The following is a 19,702-nucleotide window of genomic DNA, read 5'->3' as shown; positions in this document are numbered from 1 at the left end:
CAAGCCTCAGCGGAGGAAAAAGGCCGGAATATGTTCGTTTTTCCGCAGCCTGCTAGCGTGGGCAACCCATCCTCGACAGCTAATCCGTAACGCCTCATCCAGAACATACGTTTCCAAGCACTCCGAGTAAGTTCCCTTGAAAACCTTCCTTTGGCATCCTCTGCTGCAATCTGCAAAGAGTCCGGTTTAAAACCTAGTAAAACTTGCAATTTATCTGCAAAGTCAATCATATCTTTTCCGAAGGTAATAACGGCTGCGATTACACTAAACATCAATACGATTGCAAGCACCTCAGGTTTTCTGCGCAGCCCAAGTATGATCTTAGCTCCCCACCTAAAAGGCACTATTACCTCCATGGTCGAAAAATTATTCGGTCGTTCGTAATTGATTATTGTATTGTGTCAATATTGGCTGACTGGCCGACTGACAATATCAAACCATTGTACTGCTGAGTGCCAACCCTATACTCTGCATCAGCAGCGCATTCATGTCTCGTCGATTGCCATTGAAGAGCGAATGACAAAGAATGCTTTGCCCGTCAGCTACTGGGCGTCGATGTAGCGAATGGAATTTGGTTCGGCCCCCCTATGGTTGGGTATCACAACCTCTGATCGTTCTTGCACGATTATCCTCCGCATATTCTAATTTGGACATTGCGGCCAGCGTTGCGCAGAATCTGTTCCCGACCAGATCATGCTGCCGAGGCAACTAGTGGGATGCAAGGTCATCAATCATCAGTTTGGGATTAATGCTTTTTGACGGACAGTTCAAACTTTAAGACAGTTATGGCTCCCCCCCCGATATTCTACCGCCTCACCGAATACATCAGAAATTTTCGTCGGAAAACGCTTGGTGTCCGAACATAAATATAACCATCATTAAATTTACGGTGTTCATATGATTGACAACCTTTATCATGAACTCAGAAATAGAAAGCTAACACGATCTCTCCGACATTTTAGTGAAGCGTACATGTGCCGCGCTTCAAACTATGCTGTAGATTTGAAGCGTTCTAGCGTGGAAACATTAACATTCCTTCACACCAACCTGATGAAAGCTGGTCAGGATGACTTGGCGCTACAGATTCTTCTAATGATTTTTGATCAAGCGCAGGACGAGGTGTCAAAGAGAGTTCGGAGGGCACGATGATCCCCGCTCCACTAGTAACCGGCAAGGTCAATTTTCTAATCAATAGCATCAAATCCGCGCACGTTCAGGAAGAGAGAGCTAGACCTAGCATCATACTCGTATCCAACGACGTATTTCTGGTGCGACTTCCACTTTCCACAGATGTTCTGTCGCTAAATGAACATCTGTCACATGGTGATGAACCATTCAGTCGTCTGTGTCCGCGTAGCAAGTGGAGTATGGTATTGGACCCATGTGCAATGCGTCTTGAGCACAGATTTCGACGTGCAGGCATCAAAGCCAATTTCGTTGGCCTGACAGAATTCTGGGATATCCCAGAAAAGGATATTGTTCTCAAGACGCTTGTGGCGGACTGGTGTATTCGGGAATTCGAGTCAGAAACTCTAATCCCATTGCTGGATGGCCTTGGCTCAAGCGTCGTTACCATCCGTTTCAGCTATCACAATATCCGTTCACTCTGTCCTCGTAGCGTCCCGGTCGAGGCTTTCTTCAAGAAAGCTGTGGTGGACCTTCGGCTTGATTGGTGTGTAGATCAAAATATTTCTGTGAAGTACGAAGAAAAAGTCAAGCGCGACCTGATCGACGCCCCGACCGAAATCGTATCTTCATTCGTATTCCAGTCATTTAAGGATGCCACTGCGTTCGAAATCGGATGGGGATGTGGTGAACAAAACTTCTTGATGACGCAGCCCATGCTCACAAGTGCCATTCCGCCGCATGGGGTGGTCCGATGAGGCGGCTACCGGAATCGTATAATCTCGACAGCGGGAAACATGCTCGCGCCCGATCCGCTGTCGCCACACTTCGCGCCCGACTGGTCAATCATGTAATCTATCGGGACAGTTATAACCACATGACCGATTGTGCTCGTGATCACGGAGGGAAGGGGATCGTCCATCAAGACATGCTTGGCCCCGGTGATTCGGTTTATTGGATCGCCTGTCAGGATGAAGACGATGCTGAGGCCCTGGAACAGGCTTGGCATCTGTGGGTCAGCACGGGCCAGCCTTGGTGATCGTTCAACGGATCATCTGAACACGTTTCAGGCGTGCTTGGGCAGTCCAGTGAACTAGATGTACCGGACCAAATTGTTGGTCTAATGTTGGGCAATTTATAAATAGCAAATAAGTCATTATTTTTCAATATGATAACGACAGCAGCGGCATCCACTGCATCACCCAGCAGCAGCCGGCGGTCTGATCGGTCATTTTGCAGAGTGCGGAAAAGCGAAGGCTGATACGGCCTTCGCCTTTGAAATGGCCGCTGCGGCGATTCGGACCTTGAACCAGAGGATGCGCGGGCGCATCTTTTCAGCATGCAGTTGAACCCGCTCAATATGCCACCGATGGCAAAGCCTCAGTCGCCGATCACACCGGCGATGCAGATGGCCATGTCTCCGGCGGTCCAGGCGGCGCAGCAGACCACCCCTACCGTCCGCACCCAGACGGTCCAGGCAACCCAGGCGGTCGGGAAGATGGACCCGACGCGGGAAACCCGCAACGCGACCCAGTCGGGGCAGGCCATCGACGCGCAGACGGCGGCGGTTCAGGCACGCACCAACGGCGCCGGCTACGGCGGCAAGCAGCGCGGCACGCTCCTCGACGTCAGCGTCTGAGGCTTTTGGACGGGTCCTTTCCCGCTGTTCAATTCGCACGCTCTCCGCCATTATTGCGCAAAGCCGAGGCGGTTTTTCGCGTTGCCGAAGGCTGTTTCCAGGAAGCTGGTTCGGCTGTAACGCGTTGGAGCCGTTCGCGTGATGCATTCCGCCCTGATCGAGATGAACGCCGCCGGACAAACGGATGTTGGCCGTGTCCGCTCGCGCAACGAGGACTCGTTCCACCTCGACCCGGCGCGCGGTTTGGCCTTGATCTGCGACGGCATGGGGGGCCACGCCGGCGGCGACATCGCCAGCCGGACCGCGGTGGAGGTCGTGGCCGCCGTTATCGCCGCCCAGAACCGGACCGGGAGTGATCGGACGCCATCCCCGGTCGAGGAGGAGAGGGCGGCGGCGGACGCCGCCGCGACGGTGCGTTCCGCGGTGACCGCCGCCAACCGCCGGATCAACGCCCTGAACCGGCAGCGCGGCTATGCCGAAGGGCGCGGCATGGGCACCACGCTGGTGGGGCTCTGGCGGGTTCCGGGCACCGGGCGCGTGGTGGTGTTCCATGCTGGAGACAGTCGGCTGTATCGTCTGCGCGACGGCGCGTTGCGCCTGTTGACGCGCGATCACAGCCTTTACCAGGTCTGGCTCGACAACGGGCGGCGCGGGCAGGCTCCCCAGCGCAACATCATCGTCCGCGCGCTCGGCACCGCGGACCATGTGGAGCCGGATGTCGCCATCCACGATCTGCAGCCCGATGATCTCTACCTTTTGTGCTCGGATGGGCTGACCGGAATCGTGCCGGAAGGCTTGATTCAACGGATTCTCACCCAACAGCCGGCCCTCGCCGCCGAGGAGGTCTGCGACCGGCTGATCGATCTCGCCAACGGAGCGGGTGGGCCGGACAACATCACCCTTATCCTTGCCCGCTTCGTCCTTCGTCCGGCCTGATCGACCGTCAAGGCGCCCTGGTTTTCAAGAATCGCGCGGTGGCGACAGTGGTCGGCGCGGCGGCGTCCAAGGCCTGCTTCAAAGCCGGGAGATAGGATGCCGCCGGCTCGGCTTCAGGGCGCGGCGACGCAAACAGAGGCGTGGGGCTCGCGATCACGACGATCAACTCGTGACCGTAAGGCGGCCCGATGCTCCAGAACCGTCCACCGGCGCCGCGCTCTCCCAGGCGGCGGACCGCTCCAGCGTCGACACGACCGCTGATCTCCAACGAATTCGGCAGCAAATGAACGACATCTCCGTCAGACGTGAAATAATCCACCTGAAGATGAGCCGGAAAATCAGGGGCGGTCACGTCGAACACCAGGTTCTGGCCGCCGTCCAAAGCCGCGCCGCCGGCTCCACCCTTGAGGTGGATCGATACGGGCGTCGCCGAGCCGGCGTTGGTGGTCCTGTGTGCGCTGATGAGAGTCAGAGGTTCGCACAGGGCAGGGGACGCCCGCTCGACGTCTACGGCGGCCCGATGGCCGGCGGCGTAATCCTGGGCGAGCAGCGCGAGACTGTCCGGATCGGTGTCGCCCGCGGTCAGGCCGGAAATCGCAATCCGCTGGTCCTTGCCGATCGCGACCTCCAGTTCGGCGCAATGGAACTCCGCCAGGGCCGTCCGCAACGCCGACAGGTCGGGCACGGTGGGAACCGGCGGGTCGTCCGGTGTGGGGATTGCCTGCACTGGAACGGCCTCGCTTTCCGCCGAGGCATCGGACGCCGCGGATGCCGCATCGGCATGACCCGTCCAGGCCGTCATGGCGCCTGCGATGGCAGCGGCGAGCAGTGCTGCCGAGCAGCGCAATCGCCATGTCAGCGGCCATGTTAGCCGCCATGTCATCGGCGCGTAGGCGTGCTTCACCGGAACCTGACCGTTCGCTATAAACTGCGGTTTATGTAGCGCGCATTTTGGGCAACGCCAAGGGTGGAGAGACGGAGCCTCGGAGGCCGAGGTCAGTCATATAATCTGTATTATGGAAAATAAAATCGAAAGGAAGCGAGCAGGGCACCAATCCGTCCCTTCCGGCGTTCCAGCCGATGGACTATCGTCGCGGTTCGTTTCCACATCCATTCCCTCGATGAAGGCTGCGCTTTATGCCTCGTTCCTCGTGGCTTTGTTCCTCATGGCTTTTTGGCCCCGTGCTGTCTCTGTGTCTGCTTCCGTTTGCCGCCTCGGCCCAAACGCCCCCGGATTGCGCCAAGCCGGCCAGTCGCGCGGACCGGACCATCTGCGCGAGTGCCGATCTGAAGGTTGCCGCTGAGGATTTGGCGGCGCTCCTGCGTGACACCTTGGGAAACACGCCGACCGATGGCCGGGACGCCATCGAACGCGCACAGAAGGCATTCCTGGCCGAGCGTGACGGCGTCTGCGCCGACAAGTCCGCCATCCCGGCCTGCCGCGCCCTGTACGAGGCCCGCGCCGCCGATCTCGCCGCCCAGAATTCGGCGGCTCAGAAAAAGCTGTCCACCATCGTCGCCGGCATCCCGAAGGACGCCAAGGCCGCCGCCGCGGCGCTTCAGGGCCACAACGGCGCGCCGGCAAAGGCATGGCTGGTCTATCTTTATCAAAGCGGCACGGTGGCGGTGCCCGACAAGGACGCCACCGTGCGCCGGCTGGTCGATGAAATCCTGAACCAGGATCTTCCGAAAGATCCCTATCTCCATGAAGAGATGGCGAATCTCGGCGATGTTCCGGGCGCACCGCTGGGCACTTTGCTGCTGTTCCTGCGCCACGTCCTGTCGACCACGGAGATGGACGCGCCCTGTTTCCTGTTCACCAAGCACGGGCAACCGGCGTTCGAGGCCTTCGGCGCCTTCTGGGGCAACGCGCGCGACGAGACGCCTGGGCTGTGCACCCCGCCATCCTCGGTGTTCGACCTGCCGGAATGGAAGACCGTCTCCGCTCACATCGACCCGGCCATCGAACCGGCCCTGGTGGAGCGCGGCAGCATTCGTCACGGCTACGAGCGCCAATTCGAAGTGGACGACCTCCAGGCGTCGCTGGTGCCCAGCACGCTTCTGGAGTCGCCGATGTCCGCCGAGGCCAGGAAGATGGCCGAGCAGCGTGGAAAGGCCGTGGCCGCCTTCCGGTCCTGGAGCGATTTCGAGGCTTGGCCGGAGAAGGAGTACCACGCTGCCGCGCACGCCCTGCCCGCTGCCATCACAGCAACATCAAAGCTTTATAGGGAGAAGTTCAGGCTGAATCCCCAGACGGCGGATCAGGCGGCAAGGGCGGCCGCGGACCGGTTCATCGCTGGCCGGCTCGGCCTCATCATGCCGGACGACTGACGGTCACCCTGCCCCATTCGCCGTCGAACCCGCCGGCTCAGAGCTCGATGACGAGCCCGTCGTAGGCGGGCTCGACACCGGCGGGAAGCAGCCGACACAGCGTGTCGTAGTCCATGGTCTGGTCCATGTGGGTCAGGTAGGCCCGCTTGGGTCGCACGCGGGCGATCCACTCCAGCGTGAGGGCGAGATGGGCATGGACCGGGTGCGGCGGCTCGATGCGGGCGCAGTCGACCACCCACACCTCGACGCCCTCCAACGCCGCGAAGGCGTCTTCATCCAATCTCACAACATCGGTCGAATAAGCAAATTTATCAAACCGATAACCGAGGGTCTTCAAGTAGCCGTGATCCTGTTCGAACGGCACGATCCGGTGACCACGCACGTCGAACGGACCCTCCACCGCATGGGGGGTCAGCACCGGGCGGTAAAAAGGATCGCCGGGGCGCAAAGGCTCGAAGCAGTAGGCGAAGCGCCGCTCCAACTCGGTTAGATCGTCGGCGCGCCCGTAGGCGTCGATGGGCGCGTGCATCGCCCGGCAGAGTTCCCGCAGCTCGTCGATGCCGTGGGCATGGTCGGCGTGCTGGTGCGTCCACAGCACGGCGTCGAGCCGACGCACATCGGCGTCGAGAAGCTGCTGGCGCAGGTCCGGCGAGGTGTCGACCAGGAGGCTCACACCATCACCCTGCCCGTTCCGGTCACGCCCCCACTCCACCAGGACGGACGGGCGCATCCGGCGGTTCCTCGGGTTCGCCGGGTCACAAGCGCCCCAGCCGAGACCGATCACGGGGACCCCCCGCGATCCGCCGCAGCCGAGGATCGTGACCCGTTGACCGGTCATGCAACGGCCTGTTCGGCCGTGCCGGCGCGGGGGAACAGGCGGAAGAAGTTCTCGGTGGAGATCCGGGCCATCTCCGCCGCGTCCACGCCCTTGACCTCGGCGACGCAGGCCGCCGTGTGGGCAACATAGGCCGGTTCGTTGCGCTTGCCGCGGAACGGAATCGGCGCCAGATAGGGCGCGTCCGTCTCCACCAGAATCCGGTCCAGCGGAACGTCCCTCACGATGGCCCGAAGGTCCTCCGACTTCTTGAAGGTGACGATCCCGGACAAGGAGATGTAGAAGCCGAAATCGAGTGCTTCTTCAGCGAGTTGCCGCCCGGAGCTGAAGCAGTGCAGCAAGCCGTTGACCGGCTGGCCGGCGGCCTCTTCGCGGACGATCCGCAGGGTGTCGTCGTCGGCGTCGCGGGTGTGCACGATCAGCGGCAGGCCGGTCTCCAGGCTGGCGCGGATGTGCCGGCGGAAGCAGTCCTGCTGAACGTCGCGCGGGCTCTTGTCGTAGAAATAGTCGAGCCCGGTCTCGCCCAGCCCGATCACCTTCGGGTGCGTCGACAGCTCGACGAGGCGTTCGACGGACACCCCGGCGATCTCCTCCGCCGCCTGATGCGGATGGACGCCGAGCGAGCACAGGACGTCGTCGTACCGTTCGGCGACCGCCAGGATGCGGTCGAAGCGCGACAGGTAGGTGCAGATGGTCACCATCCGCCCCACCCCCGCCTGCCGGGCACGGTCGACGACCGCGTCCAGCTCCTCGGCGAAATCGGGAAAGTCGAGATGGCAGTGGCTATCGACCAGCATCGTTCGTCAGCTCTTCGCTTCGTCCACATAGCGCGGGAACACGCCCTGCGGCGTGGGCAGCGGCGTGCCGGGGACCAGCGCCCCACCCGCCCCCAGCCGGTCGAACCCGCGGGCCTCCGGTCCCTGCGCCAGCTGGTCCAGGATCTTTGCCGAGGCTTCCGGCATGATCGGCTGGGTCAGGATGGCGAGGTGGCGGATGGTCTCGGCCAGCACGTACAGCACGGTGGCCATGCGCGCCGGATCGGTCTTCTTCAGCGCCCAGGGCGCCTGTTCGTCCACATAACGGTTGCCGTCGCCGATCACTGCCCAGATGGCGTCCAGCGCCTTGTGGAAGGCCTGCGACTGGATCTCCGCCCGGACGATCGGCAGCAGGTTGCGGGCGGCGCCGAGCAGGGCCTCGTCGGCCTCGGTGAAGGCGCCCGGCTGCGGCACGGCGGCTCCGCAGTTCTTGCCGATCATCGACAGCGAGCGCTGCACGAGGTTCCCGTAGTCGTTGGCGAGGTTGCCGTTGATCCGCTGCACCATCTGCTTGTGCGAGAAGTCGCCGTCGTTGCCGAACGGCACCTCGCGCAGCAGGAAGTAGCGGGTCTGGTCCAGGCCGTAGGTGTTGACCAGCGTCTCCGGCGCGATGACGTTGCCCAGCGACTTCGACATCTTCTGGCCTTCGATGGTCCACCAGCCGTGCGCGAAGACGCGCTTCGGCGGGGCCAGCTTGGCGGCCATCAGGAAGGCCGGCCAATAGACGGCGTGGAAGCGCAGGATGTCCTTGCCGACCATGTGCAGGTTGGCCGGCCAGTATTTGGCGTACTCGCCGCCCTCGTCCGGGAAGCCGACCGCGGTGATGTAGTTGGCCAGGGCGTCCAGCCAGACATACATGATGTGGTCGGGATTGCCGGGCACCGGAATGCCCCACTTGAAGGTGGTGCGGCTGACCGACAGGTCCTTCAGCCCCGACTTCACGAAGGCCATCACCTCGTTGCGCTTGCCGGCGGGAGCGATGAAGTCCGGGTTCTGCTCGTAGAATTCCAGCAGGCGGTCCTGCCACGCCGACAGGCGGAAGAAGTAGGACGGTTCCTCCACCCACTCGCACTCGGCGCCGGTCGGGGCGATCTTCTTGCCAGACGGCGAGGTGGTCAGCTCGTCCTCGCCGTAGAAGGCCTCGTCGCGCACCGAATACCAGCCGGCGTAGCTGCCGAGATAGATCTCGCCGGCCGATTCCAGGCGGCGCCACAGCTCCTGCACCGACGCGATGTGCCGCGGCTCCGTGGTGCGGATGAAGTCGTCGTTGGAGAAGTTCATCAGCGAGACGAGGTCGCGGAAATTCTTCGACACACGGTCGGTGAACTCCTGCGGCGCAATGCCGGCGTTCATGGCGGACTTCTCCACCTTCTGGCCGTGCTCGTCGGTGCCGGTGAGGAACTTCACGTCATAGCCGTCCAGCCGCATGAAGCGGGCCAGCACGTCGCAGGCGAGCGTGGTGTACGCGTGCCCGATGTGCGGCACGTCGTTCACGTAATAGATCGGAGTCGTCAGGTAGAAGGTCTTCGACCCGGTCATGGCAGAGGCTCTCCCGAGAATGCGCCGGCCCGGCGTGGCGCCGGTCCGGATGGGCGTGGTGTGTCGTCCGTGTTAAGTAGCAGCCGCTTCCAGCGTCGCCAAGGCGTTCAGGACCACCTGTTTGCGGTCGAGATTGGCGGATTCCGCACGGGCGAAGTGGCGTTGGACCTTTTCCCACACCTCCACCCAACGTTCAAGGCCGCGGGCGTTGGCCAGACGGGTCATCAGGGCGGCCTCCCCGGCCACCACCTCCGCCGGCCAGGCGCCGCGGGCCAGCGACCGGACGAAGCGGGCCAGCCACCAGACGAGCAGGTCGGTGGCCGTCTCGTACAGCCCATCGTCCTGCTTGCGGGTCAGCTTGTCGCCGAAGGCGTGGGCGGCGGTGATGTCCAGCCGCGGCAGGGTGGCGAGCAGGCCGATCAGTTCCCGGTAGAGGTCGAGCCCGCCGGCCTCGGCCAGCCCGATGGCCCGCCCGATGCTGCCCTCCGCCAGCCGGGCGAGCGCCGCCCGGTCGTCGTCGCCGAGGTCCGGACGATGCTGGACCAACAGGTTGAGAACCGTTTCCTCAGGAAGCGGTTGAAGCGTCAGCTTGCGGCAGCGGGAGCGGATGGTCGGCAGCATGCCGCCGGGATTGTCGCTGACCAGAAGCAGCAGCGCGCCCGGCGGCGGCTCTTCCAAAATCTTGAGAATGGCGTTCAAGCCACTGAGATTCATGCGGTCCGCGCCGTCGATCACGGCAACGCGCCAGCCGCCCTCGGCGGCGGTCTTGCGCAGGAACGGGCCGATCTTGCGCACATCGTCCACGGCGATGTCGCGCTTCAGCCGGTCACGCTTCTCGTCGCGCTGACGCTCCACGGTCAGCAAATCCGCGTGACCGCCCGACGCGACGCGGCGGAAGACCGGGGCCTCCGGGGACAGCGCCAGGGAGGCGGGCGGCGGCGGTGCGCCGAACAGGCCGGCGTCCGGCGGCTCGAGCCCCTGGGACAGGACAAAGCGGGCGAAGCGGAAGGCCAGCGTCGCCTTGCCGATTCCCGGCGGGCCGCCGATCAGCCAGGCGTGCGGCAGGCGCCCAGAGTTCCAGGCGTCGAGCAGCAGGCGCTCGGCGTCGTCATGGCCGGTCAGATCGGGGTTGCGGCGCGGGGCGAAGGCATCCTCCTCCGCGACCGGTTCGGGCGCGCGGGCTCGGCTCACGTCAGGAAGCTCCCAGGCGGCGCGTCACGCTGTCCAGAATGGCCGCTTGGACCGCTTCCACGGGGTGACCGGCGTCAACGACCACGCAGCGCTCCGGCTCCCGCGCGGCGATGTCGAGAAAGCCGTCGCGCAGGCGGTGGTGGAAGGCGACGTCCATGCGCTCGTAGCGGTCCTCCCCGCCGCGCCGGGCGACGGCGCGGGCCAGCCCGTCCTCCACCGGCAAATCGAGGATCAGGGTCAGGTCGGGCCGGAAATCGCCCAGGGCCGTGGCCTGGAGCGTGGCGACCAGCTCGCGCCCCAGCCCCAGCCCATAGCCCTGATAGGCCATCGTGCTGTCGAAGAAACGGTCGCAGATGACCCAATGCCCGGCTTCCAGAGCCGGCCAGACGGTGCGCTCCAGATGGTCGCGGCGGGCGGCGGTGTGCAGCAAGGCCTCGGTCACCGGACCCCAGCGCCCGGTCTCGCCGGACACCAGAAGGCCGCGGATCTCCTCGGCGCCCGGCGAGCCGCCGGGCTCGCGGGTCAGCACGACCCGCTTTCCCCAACCGATCAGCGCGTCGGCGAGCAGGCGAATCTGGGTGGTCTTGCCCGCCCCTTCGCCGCCCTCCAGCGTGATGAACCGCCCGCGCGTCATGGTCTGCTCCCGATGGTGATGAGGCCCGCCGCCTTCCGAAATCCACCGTCGGCCGAAATCCGGCGGTGACGGGCCGGCTTACACCAATCAGCTCGCCCCGAAAATGAGGAACTTCGCCGCCGCCAGGGCGCGGCCCACGAAGCCCAGCTTCTCCACGTCCTGGGCGGCGACCACCGGGAACTCCTTGCCCGGGAAGCCCGGCGCCGACACCACGACCTTGCCGACCACGTCGCCCTTCTTGACCGGGGCGGCGACCGGGGCGTTGCTGACCAGGGACACCTTCATGCCGCTGCGGTCGGCGCGGGCCATGGTGACCTTCATGTCCTCCGGCACGGTGACCGGCACGCTGTCCTGCGCGCCCAGCCACAGCGGCACCTGATCGACCGTCTCGCCCGCCTTGAACAGGGCGTAGGTGGCGAATTCGCGGAAGCCCCACTCGATCAGCCGGGCCGATTCGTCGGCGCGGGCCTGCATGTTCGGCAGGCCGTTGACCACCAGGATGAGACGGCGCCCTTCCCGCTCCGCCGAGGCGGTCAGGCCGTAGCCGCCAGCCTCGGTGTGGCCGGTCTTCATGCCGTCCACGTCCATGCCGCGGTAGAGCAGCGGGTTGCGGTTGCCCTGGTTGATGCCGTGGTACTTGAACTCCCGGATCGAATAGTAGTGGTAGTATTCCGGGAAGTCCTTGATCAGATGCTCGGCCAGGATCGAAAGATCGCGGGCGGTCATGTAGTGGTTCGGGTCGGGCCAGCCCGTCGCGTTGGTCAGGTTGGTGTCCTTCAGCCCCAACTCGCGGGCGCGCTTGTTCATGCGCTCGGCAAAGGCCGATTCGGAGCCGGCGAGACCTTCGGCGAAGACGATGCAGGCGTCGTTTCCCGACTGCACGATCACGCCCTTGATGAGGTCGTCGACCTTGATGTTGTTGTGCAGCTCCACGAACATCTTGGAGCCCTGCATCCGCCACGCGCGCTCCGACACCGGCAGCGTGCTGTCCAGCGTCAGCCGGCCCTCCTTGATCGAATCGAAGACCATGTACATCGTCATGATCTTGCTCATCGAGGACGGCGCCATGCGCTGATCGGGGTTCTTCTCGAACAGCACGGTGTTCGAGGTGATATCGACCAGGATCGCCTGCTTGGCGATGGTTTCGATGCTGGCGGCGTGAGCCACCGGCCCCACCCCCGCCGCGAACAGCGCGACCGCAAGGCCCATGGCGAAACGGGTGCGGGCAACGCGGGTGCGGACGACAGCGACCATGACAACTCCCTTCGAAACGCGGACTGGACAAGACGTGAAACGGAACGAGGCCCGGTGCCGGGCCAAGCTTGGACTGGGCTCGCGGGAGATCAATCAACCACGATTTTGGCGTCGGTAAGGCCGGCTTGGAGGATCTGGTTCAAAACGGCGTCGGCGGAGTCCACGCTGGCCAGCGGCCCCACCCTCACACGCTGCAGACGCTGCCGTCCGGCGACCGTCTGGGTGACCTGCGCCTGCTGACCGAGCGAGGCCAGACGGGCCCGCACGCGGGTGACGTTGTCCGGACTGCCGAAGGCGCCGACCTGGACATAGATCTGCTCGTAGGGCTTCACCGGCAGCTCGGCGACCACCGGGGCCGGAACGAAGCGGCCATCCACCATGTCGCCGGCCACCGTCGTGGGCGGCGGCACCGGGGCGCGGGTGACCGCGGCAGGGGTCGGACGGGCGGCGCCGTTGACCTCCACCGAACCGCGGGGGGCGGCCTTCGGCGGCGGGCCGTCCAGTTCCGCCAGCATCGGGGCCGGCGTGCCCTGGCGGGCCGCGGCGGCGACCGCGCGGCTTTCCTCGGCCAGAATCTGGACGCGCACCTTGGCCGTGCCGGTGCCTTCGAACCCAAGCAATTGCGCGCCGCGCCGCGACATGTCGATGATTCGCCCGTTGGCGTAGGGGCCGCGGTCGTTGATGCGAACAACCAACGACCGGCCGTTGTCGAGATTGGTGACGCGCACGAGGCTTGGCATGGGCAAGGTCTTGTGCGCGGCCGTCAGCTCATTTTGGTCGTAAACCTCGCCGTTGGCGGTGACCTTTTGGTGGAATCCCGGCCCATACCAAGAGGCGATCCCGGTCTCGCTGTAGGAGTAATCCTCGGCGGGATAATACCAGACACCGTTGACCTGATAAGGCTTGCCGACCTTGTAGACGCCGCTGCGCGGCAGGCCTGACGAGGATGGCGCGGGCGGCGCGGACGCGCAGGCGGCGAGCGTCAGCGCTCCTGCGAGCACGACTGCCCCCCTCAGCATATGCGCGCGTCGCATGGTCCCACCCCGCTAAATCTGGTGGCGACACTCTAGCCGAGTTACCTCGCCGCGCCAACCGCGCAACACCCCTCAGGAGCCCGCCTGTGCTGCAGTGCGGTCATGGGCGGGCCCCGGAAACAGCGAATCGGTCCGTCCCATCAGCCGGTAGGCGACGAGGCCGATCCATTCGCGGATCGGGTCCTGGAGCGCGTCGATCTGCTTGTCGAATTCGAAGCGGACGAAGGGCCGCCCGCCGAAGCGCGTGCGGTAATCGACCGGATAGGGAATCACCTCCCAGCCGACCTGCCGGAAGATGCCGACCGACCGCGGCATGTGCATGGCCGAGGTCACGAGAACCCAGGTCTCCCCCGGCTTCGGCTTGACGAGCCGCTGGCTGAACAGGGCGTTCTCCCAGGTGTTGCGGGACTCGTTCTCGTAGGTCACCTGGTCGGGATCGATCCCGATCTGCCGAAGCGCGCCGCGGACGGCAAGGTCTTCGCGCAGCTCCAGGGCGTCCTGCCCAGCCAGCCGCCCCGAGCCGCCGGTGAACACGGCGTGCGCCTGGGGGTAGCGGCGGATCAGTTCGGCGAAACCCAGGATACGCTCCGCCGCGTCGTTGACGGACGGCTCGCCGCGGTCGCGGGTGATCGGCGGGTTCACCGCCCCGCCCAGCATGATGATGCCGTCCACCCGTGCCGGCAGATCGGGGCGGGGAAAACGCTCCTCCAGGGGCAGTGCGACCCATGAGGCGATCGGCGTGACCATGACGACGACGAAGCCGACGGTGACCGCCACGACCAGCCGCCGTCCCCAATGAGCGAGACGGCGGGTGAACAGCAGCGCCGTCCCGGCGGTGAGGATCAGCACGAGGAGATTGCCCGGCGAAACCAGGAACCACAGCAGCTTCGACAGCACGAAGGACAACAGCCGACCTCCCCTTTCGATTTCCCGTGGCTTCTAGATACGGACGGTTGTCCGCGATGCCCAGGGGGCGACGGCACGGTAACGAATCCGCCATCATTCCGTAACAGCGGCGTCTTCGGTGGCGGGTAAGGTCCGCGTGCAACCGAGGATTTCCCGCATATGCTGTCGAACATGTCCATCGGCACGCGAATCGCGCTGCTGGTCGCCGCCTCCGTGGTCACTTTGGGCCTGCTGGGTGGGACGGTCACCGTTGGCGCCCAGCGCATGTTCGAGGCGACCGCCGAGCTGGACCAGTTCCGCGACGCCTACGAGCACACCGCCGCCATCGAGCGCCGGGCCAGCCGCCTCCGCTTCCAGGCGCTGCGCTTCGTGGCCGACCGTGACGAGACGGCGGCCGAGGCCTTCGCGAAGAACGCGGAAGAGGCCTCCGGCCTGCTGGACAATCTCAAGGAGCGCGGCGTGGAACGCCTGCCGCCGGAGGAGCTGAACCACCTCTCCCACGGCATCGGCACGCTGAAGGAGCGCTTCTCCTCGGTCGTCGCGCGGGCAAAGGAGCTGGGCCTGTCCGACGACAGCGGTCTGCGCGGCGTCCTGCGCGCCTCGGCCCGCGCCATCGAGGACGAGCTGAAGCAGTGGCCGAACGCCGACAAGCTGACCGGCCGCATGGAGTCCATGCGGAAGATGGAGAAGGACTTCATCATCTACAGCGACGAATCGCTGCTGTCCGGCCACCGCAAGGCCTTCAACGAATTCACCTTCTTCCTGGCTGATTCGGGCCTGGACACGGCGACCCAGACCAGGCTGGAGAAGCAGGCCCGCGCCTACCGCAGCGACCTCGGCCGCTTCGTCGACGCCACCAAGGCCTTCCGGGCCGAGGTGCAGACCTTCAACGACGCCTTCCAGGCCATGGTGCCCCGCTTCGAAGCCCTCTTGGACTCGGCCAACGCCGGCATGGCCGGGGCGGTGGAGACGCAGAACCGGGTGCGCGGCGAAGTGATCGCCAACGTGCTCCAGGTCGGCTCCGTCCTTCTGGTCGGCTTCGCGATCATCAGCCTGCTGGTCGCCCGCAGCATCACCCGGCCTCTGCGCCTGATCGAGGGTGTGATGGAGCGGCTGGCCGGCGGCGATCGGACGGCCACGGTGCCGGAGACCGGGCGGCGCGACGAGATCGGCGCGATGGCCCGCGCCGTCAGTGTGTTCAAGGAGAATCTTCAGCGCACGCATGAACTGGAGCAGGAATCCCGCCGGGCCGAACGGCGGGCGGAGGAGGAGCGGGAAAGCGCGCTGCGCGCGATCGCCCAGGATTTCGATTCGGCCTTCGGGCGCGTGCTGCACACGGTCAGCCACGCCGCCGACCAGATCCGCAACGGCGCCCACATCCTGCGCGACACCGCGGAGAAGATGAAGGATCAGGCGCTCGACACGTCGGAAAAGGCGGAGCGGACCTCCGAGGTGGTCGGCATCGTCAACAACGTGTCGCGCACCCTCTCAGCCTCCATCGGCGAGATCGGCGGGCGGGTGACCACCTCCAGCACGGCGATCCGCCGCGCCGTGGACCACGCCCGGCAGAGCGACTCGGCGGTGGCGGCGCTGGCCGACAGCTCGCAGCGGATCGGGGAGATCGTCCGGCTGATCAACGACATCGCCGGGCAAACGAATCTGCTGGCGCTCAACGCCACCATCGAGGCCGCCCGTGCCGGGGAGGCTGGCAAGGGCTTCGCCGTCGTCGCGTCGGAGGTCAAGGTCCTGGCCAACCAGACCGCCAAGGCGACCGAGGACATCGCCGGTCAGGTCGGCGCCATCCAGGAGGCCACCGGCTCCGTCGTCGAGGCGATCCGGGCCATCCGGACCACCGTGGAGGAGGTCGCCCACCTGTCGGAGGACGTGTCCGCCGCCGTGCGCGACCAGCTTGAGCAGACCGAGGAGATCGTCGGCGCCGTGGGCCGGGCCAACGATAACACCCACGAGGTAACCGAGAGCGTCAGCACCATGGCGATCACCGCCGCGGAGACCGGCAAGTCGGCCATCGAGATGATTTACTCCGCCGCCCAGTTGGCGGACGAACTCCGGCAGCTCGAAGCCGACGCCGACCGCTTCGTGTCATCGATCAAGATTTGAGGCGCCACACCGTCCGGCACTCTTCAGACAAAAGGAAAGGGCAGGAGCCGAAGCCCCTGCCCTTTCTCGCTTTTCTGGTCCAGATGACCGGCCTTACGCGGCCAGCATCTCCAGCGCCTTCTGCAGCTTGTCGCGGGCCTGCTCCGCGGTGTCGCGGCGGTCGCGCTGCTCCTCGATCACCTCTTCCGGCGCCTTGGCGACGAACTGCTCGTTCGACAGCTTGGCGTCGATCTTCTTGATCTCGCCGGACAGCTTCTCGATCTCCTTGGTCAGGCGCGCCCGCTCCTTGTCGAGGTCGACAATGCCCTCCAGCGGCAGGATCAGCGTGGCCTCGTCCAGCACGGCCTGGACGGCGCTCTTCGGCACCGGGCCGGACAGCGGCTCGACACTGGCCAGACGGCCCATGCGCAGGATCAGGTCGCGGTGGGTGTCCAGCCGCTTCAGGCTCTCCGGGCCGGCGTCCTTCAACTTCAGCTCGATCTGCGCCGCGGGCGGCACATTCATCTCCGACCGCATGGAGCGGACCGAGGAGATCGCCCGCACCACCCAATCCATCTCGTCGCGGGCGGCCGGGTCGATCAGCTCCGCGCCATGCTCCGGCCAGCGGGCGGAGATCAGGCGGTTCGCCCGGTCGGCGGACAGCTGTTCCCACAGCTCCTCGGTGATGAAGGGCATCAGCGGGTGGAGCATGTGCAGGATCTCGTCCAGCACCCAGGCGGTGGTCGCCCGCGTCTCGGCGATGGCCGCCTCGTCGGAACCGTTCAGGATCGGCTTGGTGAACTCCAGGTACCAGTCGCAGAAGGTGCCCCAGGTGAAGGCGTAGGCGGTGTTGGCGGCCTCGTTGAACTTGTAGGCCTCGATGGACTCGCCGACCTTCTTCGCCGCCTCCGCCAAGGCGCCGACGATCCAGCGGTTCACCGTCTGGCTCAGCCCGACCGGCTTGAAGCCGGGGATCGGGGCCACCCCGTTCATCTGGGTGTAGCGCGCGGCGTTCCACAGCTTCGTCGCGAAGTTGCGGTAGCCCTCGACGCGGCTGACCGCCAGCTTGATGTCGCGGCCCTGGGCGGCCATGGCCGTCAGGGTGAAGCGCAGGGCGTCGGTGCCGTACTGGTCGACCAGTTCCAGCGGGTCGATGACGTTGCCCTTGGACTTCGACATCTTCTGGCCCTTCTCATCGCGGACCAGGGCGTGGATGTAGACCGTCCGGAAGGGCACGTCCTTCATGAAGTGCAGGCCCATCATCATCATCCGGGCGACCCAGAAGAAGATGATGTCGAAGCCCGTCACCAGCACGTCGGTCGGGTAATAGCGCGCCAGCTCCGGAGTCTCGTCCGGCCAGCCCAGCGTGGAGAAGGGCCACAGGGCCGACGAGAACCAAGTGTCCAGAACGTCCTGGTCGCGGGTCAGCGCCACGTCCTGGCCGTAATGGGCCTTGGCCGCGGCGATGGCCGCCTCCTCGGTCTCCTCGACGAAGAAATGGCCGTCCGGGCCGTACCAAGCGGGAATCTGGTGGCCCCACCAGATCTGGCGGCTGATGCACCAGGGCTGGATGTTGCGCATCCATTCGAAATAGGTGTTCTCCCACTGCTTGGGAACGAACACGGTCTTGCCGGTCTCCACCGCCTCGATGGCCGGCTTGGCGAGCGTGGCGGCGTCGACGTACCACTGGTCGGTCAGCCAGGGCTCGATGGCCACGCCGGAACGGTCGCCGTGCGGCACCATGTGGGTGTGCGGCTCGATCTTCTCCAGCAGGCCCAGCGCCTCCAGCTCGGCCACGACCTTCTTGCGCGCCTCGTAACGGTCGAGCCCGCGGTAGGCCTCGGGGACCTCGTCGCCGGTGATGCGGGCGTCGCGGTCCATGATGTTGATGGCCGCGAGGTTGTTGCGCCGCCCGACCTCGAAGTCGTTGAAGTCGTGGGCCGGGGTGATCTTCACGGCACCCGAGCCGGTTTCCGGGTCGGCATATTCGTCGCCGACGATGGGGATCAGGCGGCCGACCAGCGGCAGGACGACGTTCTTGCCGATCAGGTCCTTGTAGCGCTCATCCTCCGGATGCACGGCGACGCCGGTGTCGCCCAGCATGGTTTCCGGGCGCGTGGTGGCGACCACGATGAAGCGGTCGGCCTCGCCCTCGATCGGATAGCGGAAGTGCCAGAGGTTGCCCTTGATCTCCTTCTGCTCGACCTCGAGGTCGGAGATGGCGGTGTGCAGCTTGGGGTCCCAATTGACCAGCCGCTTGTCCTTGTAGATCAGGCCCTGCTTGTGCAGCTCCACGAACACCTTGCGGACGGCGCGGCTCAGCCCCTCGTCCATGGTGAAGCGCTCGCGCGGCCAATCGGGCGAGGCGCCGAGACGGCGGAGCTGGCGGGTGATGGTGCCGCCCGATTCGGCCTTCCACTCCCACACCTTGTCGATGAAGGCGTCGCGGCCGAAGTCGTGGCGCGTCTTGCCTTCCTTGGCGAGGTTCCGTTCCACGACCATCTGGGTCGCGATGCCGGCGTGGTCGGTTCCGGGCTGCCACAAGGCGTCGCGCCCGCGCATCCGGTTGTAGCGGGTCAGAACGTCCTGGAGCGTGAAGGTCAGCGCGTGGCCCATGTGCAGGCTGCCGGTCACGTTCGGCGGCGGCATCATGATGGTGTAGGGCTTGCCGTTCGACTCGGTCTTCGCCGCGAACGCGCCCGTCTCTTCCCACAGCCGGTAGTGCTTTTCCTCGACCTCGGCGGGCCGGTACGTCTTTTCCAACATCACCAGGAACTTTCGCTTACGAATTCAAACGGTATGCGTGGCCGGAATGCGTGGCGGGCGTGACGCCGCTCAGAATTTCTGGGAGCGCCGGATCATCCGGTCGATTTCCTGCTGCACCAGCCGCTCGACGATGGTCGGCAGGTTTTCGTCCAGCCACTCCTTCAGCAGCGGCTTCAACAGCTCACGGACGACCTCCTCTACGGTGCGGACGCCGACCGGCATCGGACCGATGGACAGGTCATCGCCAAGCTGGCGCGCCAGATGCGTGAAATGATGGGACGACTCCTCGGCCACCCGGCGGGAGATGAGCCCGTCGTCGAGAGCGGACGGACGGATGCGCGGCCGCGGCGGAGGCGGCTCGTCATCGTCGAAATCGTCGAAAGCCGGCGCCGGACGCTTCACAGCCGGCCGCGGCGGCGGGGGCGGTGGCTCGGGGTCCGGTTCGTGGAACACCGGCTCCGGGTCGGCCATGCCACCGAAGGCCGGCTCATCGCGCCACGGATCGGGCTCCGGCTCGTCGGGTTCGTCCCTCCCCTCATCCTGGAGCATCTGGGTGAGTTCCAGGACGTCATCGTCGTCATCCTCCATGGGGGGAAGCGG

Annotated in this window: 17 protein-coding genes; 5 read left to right on the top strand and 12 right to left on the bottom strand. The window is 65.1% G+C overall.

Annotated elements, in window-relative coordinates:
• Positions 1 to 290: hypothetical protein (locus DXK32_RS32795; protein WP_205215856.1), on the bottom strand; the 290-nt coding region annotated here is incomplete at its 3' end.
• Positions 291 to 1,145: 855 nt separating this feature from the next.
• On the opposite strand from DXK32_RS32795, the gene DXK32_RS32425 reads away from it, so the two are divergent.
• From DXK32_RS32425 to DXK32_RS28920, 3 genes are all read left to right on the top strand, one after another.
• The gene (locus tag DXK32_RS32425) at positions 1,146 to 1,883 is read left to right on the top strand and encodes a hypothetical protein (protein ID WP_162801393.1); all 738 of its coding nucleotides are present in this window, start codon (positions 1,146 to 1,148) and stop codon (positions 1,881 to 1,883) included.
• Between the two features lie 650 nt (positions 1,884 to 2,533).
• Positions 2,534 to 2,764: a hypothetical protein gene (locus tag DXK32_RS28925; protein WP_247877396.1), complete on the top strand. Its 231-nt coding sequence runs from the start codon at positions 2,534 to 2,536 to the stop codon at positions 2,762 to 2,764.
• Between the two features lie 141 nt (positions 2,765 to 2,905).
• Positions 2,906 to 3,700 (top strand): PP2C family protein-serine/threonine phosphatase, encoded by a 795-nt coding sequence (locus DXK32_RS28920; protein WP_114861658.1) that lies wholly within the window; start codon positions 2,906 to 2,908, stop codon positions 3,698 to 3,700.
• Positions 3,701 to 3,707: 7 nt separating this feature from the next.
• Here DXK32_RS28920 and DXK32_RS28915 read toward each other — a convergent pair whose 3' ends face one another.
• Positions 3,708 to 4,604 carry a DUF4384 domain-containing protein gene (locus DXK32_RS28915; protein ID WP_114861657.1) on the bottom strand — a complete coding sequence of 299 codons (897 nt, stop codon included), beginning with the start codon at positions 4,602 to 4,604 and terminating at the stop codon, positions 3,708 to 3,710.
• A 233-nt stretch (positions 4,605 to 4,837) separates the two neighbouring features.
• On the opposite strand from DXK32_RS28915, the gene DXK32_RS28910 reads away from it, so the two are divergent.
• Positions 4,838 to 6,031, top strand: coding sequence for a lysozyme inhibitor LprI family protein (locus DXK32_RS28910; RefSeq protein ID WP_114861656.1), 1,194 nt, complete (start codon positions 4,838 to 4,840; stop codon positions 6,029 to 6,031).
• Between the two features lie 37 nt (positions 6,032 to 6,068).
• Here the strand turns inward: DXK32_RS28910 and DXK32_RS28905 are convergent, their stop codons facing one another.
• The 8 genes from DXK32_RS28905 to DXK32_RS28870 form a co-directional block, all read right to left on the bottom strand.
• Positions 6,069 to 6,869 (bottom strand): MBL fold metallo-hydrolase, encoded by an 801-nt coding sequence (locus tag DXK32_RS28905; RefSeq protein WP_114861655.1) that lies wholly within the window; start codon positions 6,867 to 6,869, stop codon positions 6,069 to 6,071.
• Positions 6,866 to 7,663, bottom strand: coding sequence for a TatD family hydrolase (locus DXK32_RS28900; protein ID WP_114861654.1), 798 nt, complete (start codon positions 7,661 to 7,663; stop codon positions 6,866 to 6,868). The genes DXK32_RS28905 and DXK32_RS28900 overlap by 4 nt, the downstream gene beginning before the upstream one ends.
• Before the next feature lie 6 nt (positions 7,664 to 7,669).
• Positions 7,670 to 9,220: a methionine--tRNA ligase gene (gene metG, locus DXK32_RS28895; protein ID WP_114861653.1), complete on the bottom strand. Its 1,551-nt coding sequence runs from the start codon at positions 9,218 to 9,220 to the stop codon at positions 7,670 to 7,672.
• A 72-nt stretch (positions 9,221 to 9,292) separates the two neighbouring features.
• Positions 9,293 to 10,411, bottom strand: coding sequence for a DNA polymerase III subunit delta' (locus DXK32_RS28890; RefSeq protein WP_114861652.1), 1,119 nt, complete (start codon positions 10,409 to 10,411; stop codon positions 9,293 to 9,295).
• 1 nt (position 10,412) lies between these two features.
• Positions 10,413 to 11,045 carry a dTMP kinase gene (gene tmk, locus DXK32_RS28885; protein ID WP_114861651.1) on the bottom strand — a complete coding sequence of 211 codons (633 nt, stop codon included), beginning with the start codon at positions 11,043 to 11,045 and terminating at the stop codon, positions 10,413 to 10,415.
• A gap of 87 nt (positions 11,046 to 11,132) precedes the next feature.
• Positions 11,133 to 12,299 carry a D-alanyl-D-alanine carboxypeptidase family protein gene (locus DXK32_RS28880; RefSeq protein ID WP_114861650.1) on the bottom strand — a complete coding sequence of 389 codons (1,167 nt, stop codon included), beginning with the start codon at positions 12,297 to 12,299 and terminating at the stop codon, positions 11,133 to 11,135.
• 89 nt (positions 12,300 to 12,388) lie between these two features.
• Positions 12,389 to 13,300: a septal ring lytic transglycosylase RlpA family protein gene (locus DXK32_RS28875; protein ID WP_247877395.1), complete on the bottom strand. Its 912-nt coding sequence runs from the start codon at positions 13,298 to 13,300 to the stop codon at positions 12,389 to 12,391.
• A gap of 105 nt (positions 13,301 to 13,405) precedes the next feature.
• Entirely contained in the window at positions 13,406 to 14,230 is an 825-nt protein-coding gene (locus tag DXK32_RS28870; protein ID WP_247877397.1) for a YdcF family protein, read from the bottom strand.
• Between the two features lie 168 nt (positions 14,231 to 14,398).
• On the opposite strand from DXK32_RS28870, the gene DXK32_RS28865 reads away from it, so the two are divergent.
• Positions 14,399 to 16,357, top strand: coding sequence for a methyl-accepting chemotaxis protein (locus tag DXK32_RS28865; RefSeq protein WP_114861647.1), 1,959 nt, complete (start codon positions 14,399 to 14,401; stop codon positions 16,355 to 16,357).
• 93 nt (positions 16,358 to 16,450) lie between these two features.
• Here DXK32_RS28865 and DXK32_RS28860 read toward each other — a convergent pair whose 3' ends face one another.
• Positions 16,451 to 19,102, bottom strand: a complete 2,652-nt coding sequence (locus DXK32_RS28860; protein WP_205215855.1) for a valine--tRNA ligase — start codon at positions 19,100 to 19,102, stop codon at positions 16,451 to 16,453.
• Between the two features lie 69 nt (positions 19,103 to 19,171).
• Positions 19,172 to 19,702: DUF2497 domain-containing protein (locus DXK32_RS28855; protein WP_114861661.1), on the bottom strand; the 531-nt coding region annotated here is incomplete at its 5' end.

The organism is Azospirillum brasilense (assembly GCF_003349955.1).
Taxonomy (GTDB): Bacteria; Pseudomonadota; Alphaproteobacteria; order Azospirillales; family Azospirillaceae; genus Azospirillum; species Azospirillum brasilense_B.
This window is presented reverse-complemented; position numbering and strand designations above follow the sequence as displayed.

Coding starts and splice junctions, on each gene's coding strand:
- metG (WP_114861653.1), bottom strand. CDS start 9,220: ATGACCGGGTCGAAGACCTTCTACCTGACGACTCCGATCTATTACGTG.
- DXK32_RS28880 (WP_114861650.1), bottom strand. CDS start 12,299: ATGGTCGCTGTCGTCCGCACCCGCGTTGCCCGCACCCGTTTCGCCATG.
- DXK32_RS28910 (WP_114861656.1), top strand. CDS start 4,838: ATGCCTCGTTCCTCGTGGCTTTGTTCCTCATGGCTTTTTGGCCCCGTG.
- tmk (WP_114861651.1), bottom strand. CDS start 11,045: ATGACGCGCGGGCGGTTCATCACGCTGGAGGGCGGCGAAGGGGCGGGC.
- DXK32_RS28905 (WP_114861655.1), bottom strand. CDS start 6,869: ATGACCGGTCAACGGGTCACGATCCTCGGCTGCGGCGGATCGCGGGGG.
- DXK32_RS28860 (WP_205215855.1), bottom strand. CDS start 19,102: ATGTTGGAAAAGACGTACCGGCCCGCCGAGGTCGAGGAAAAGCACTAC.
- DXK32_RS28900 (WP_114861654.1), bottom strand. CDS start 7,663: ATGCTGGTCGATAGCCACTGCCATCTCGACTTTCCCGATTTCGCCGAG.
- DXK32_RS32425 (WP_162801393.1), top strand. CDS start 1,146: ATGATCCCCGCTCCACTAGTAACCGGCAAGGTCAATTTTCTAATCAAT.
- DXK32_RS28925 (WP_247877396.1), top strand. CDS start 2,534: ATGGCCATGTCTCCGGCGGTCCAGGCGGCGCAGCAGACCACCCCTACC.
- DXK32_RS28920 (WP_114861658.1), top strand. CDS start 2,906: ATGCATTCCGCCCTGATCGAGATGAACGCCGCCGGACAAACGGATGTT.
- DXK32_RS28865 (WP_114861647.1), top strand. CDS start 14,399: ATGCTGTCGAACATGTCCATCGGCACGCGAATCGCGCTGCTGGTCGCC.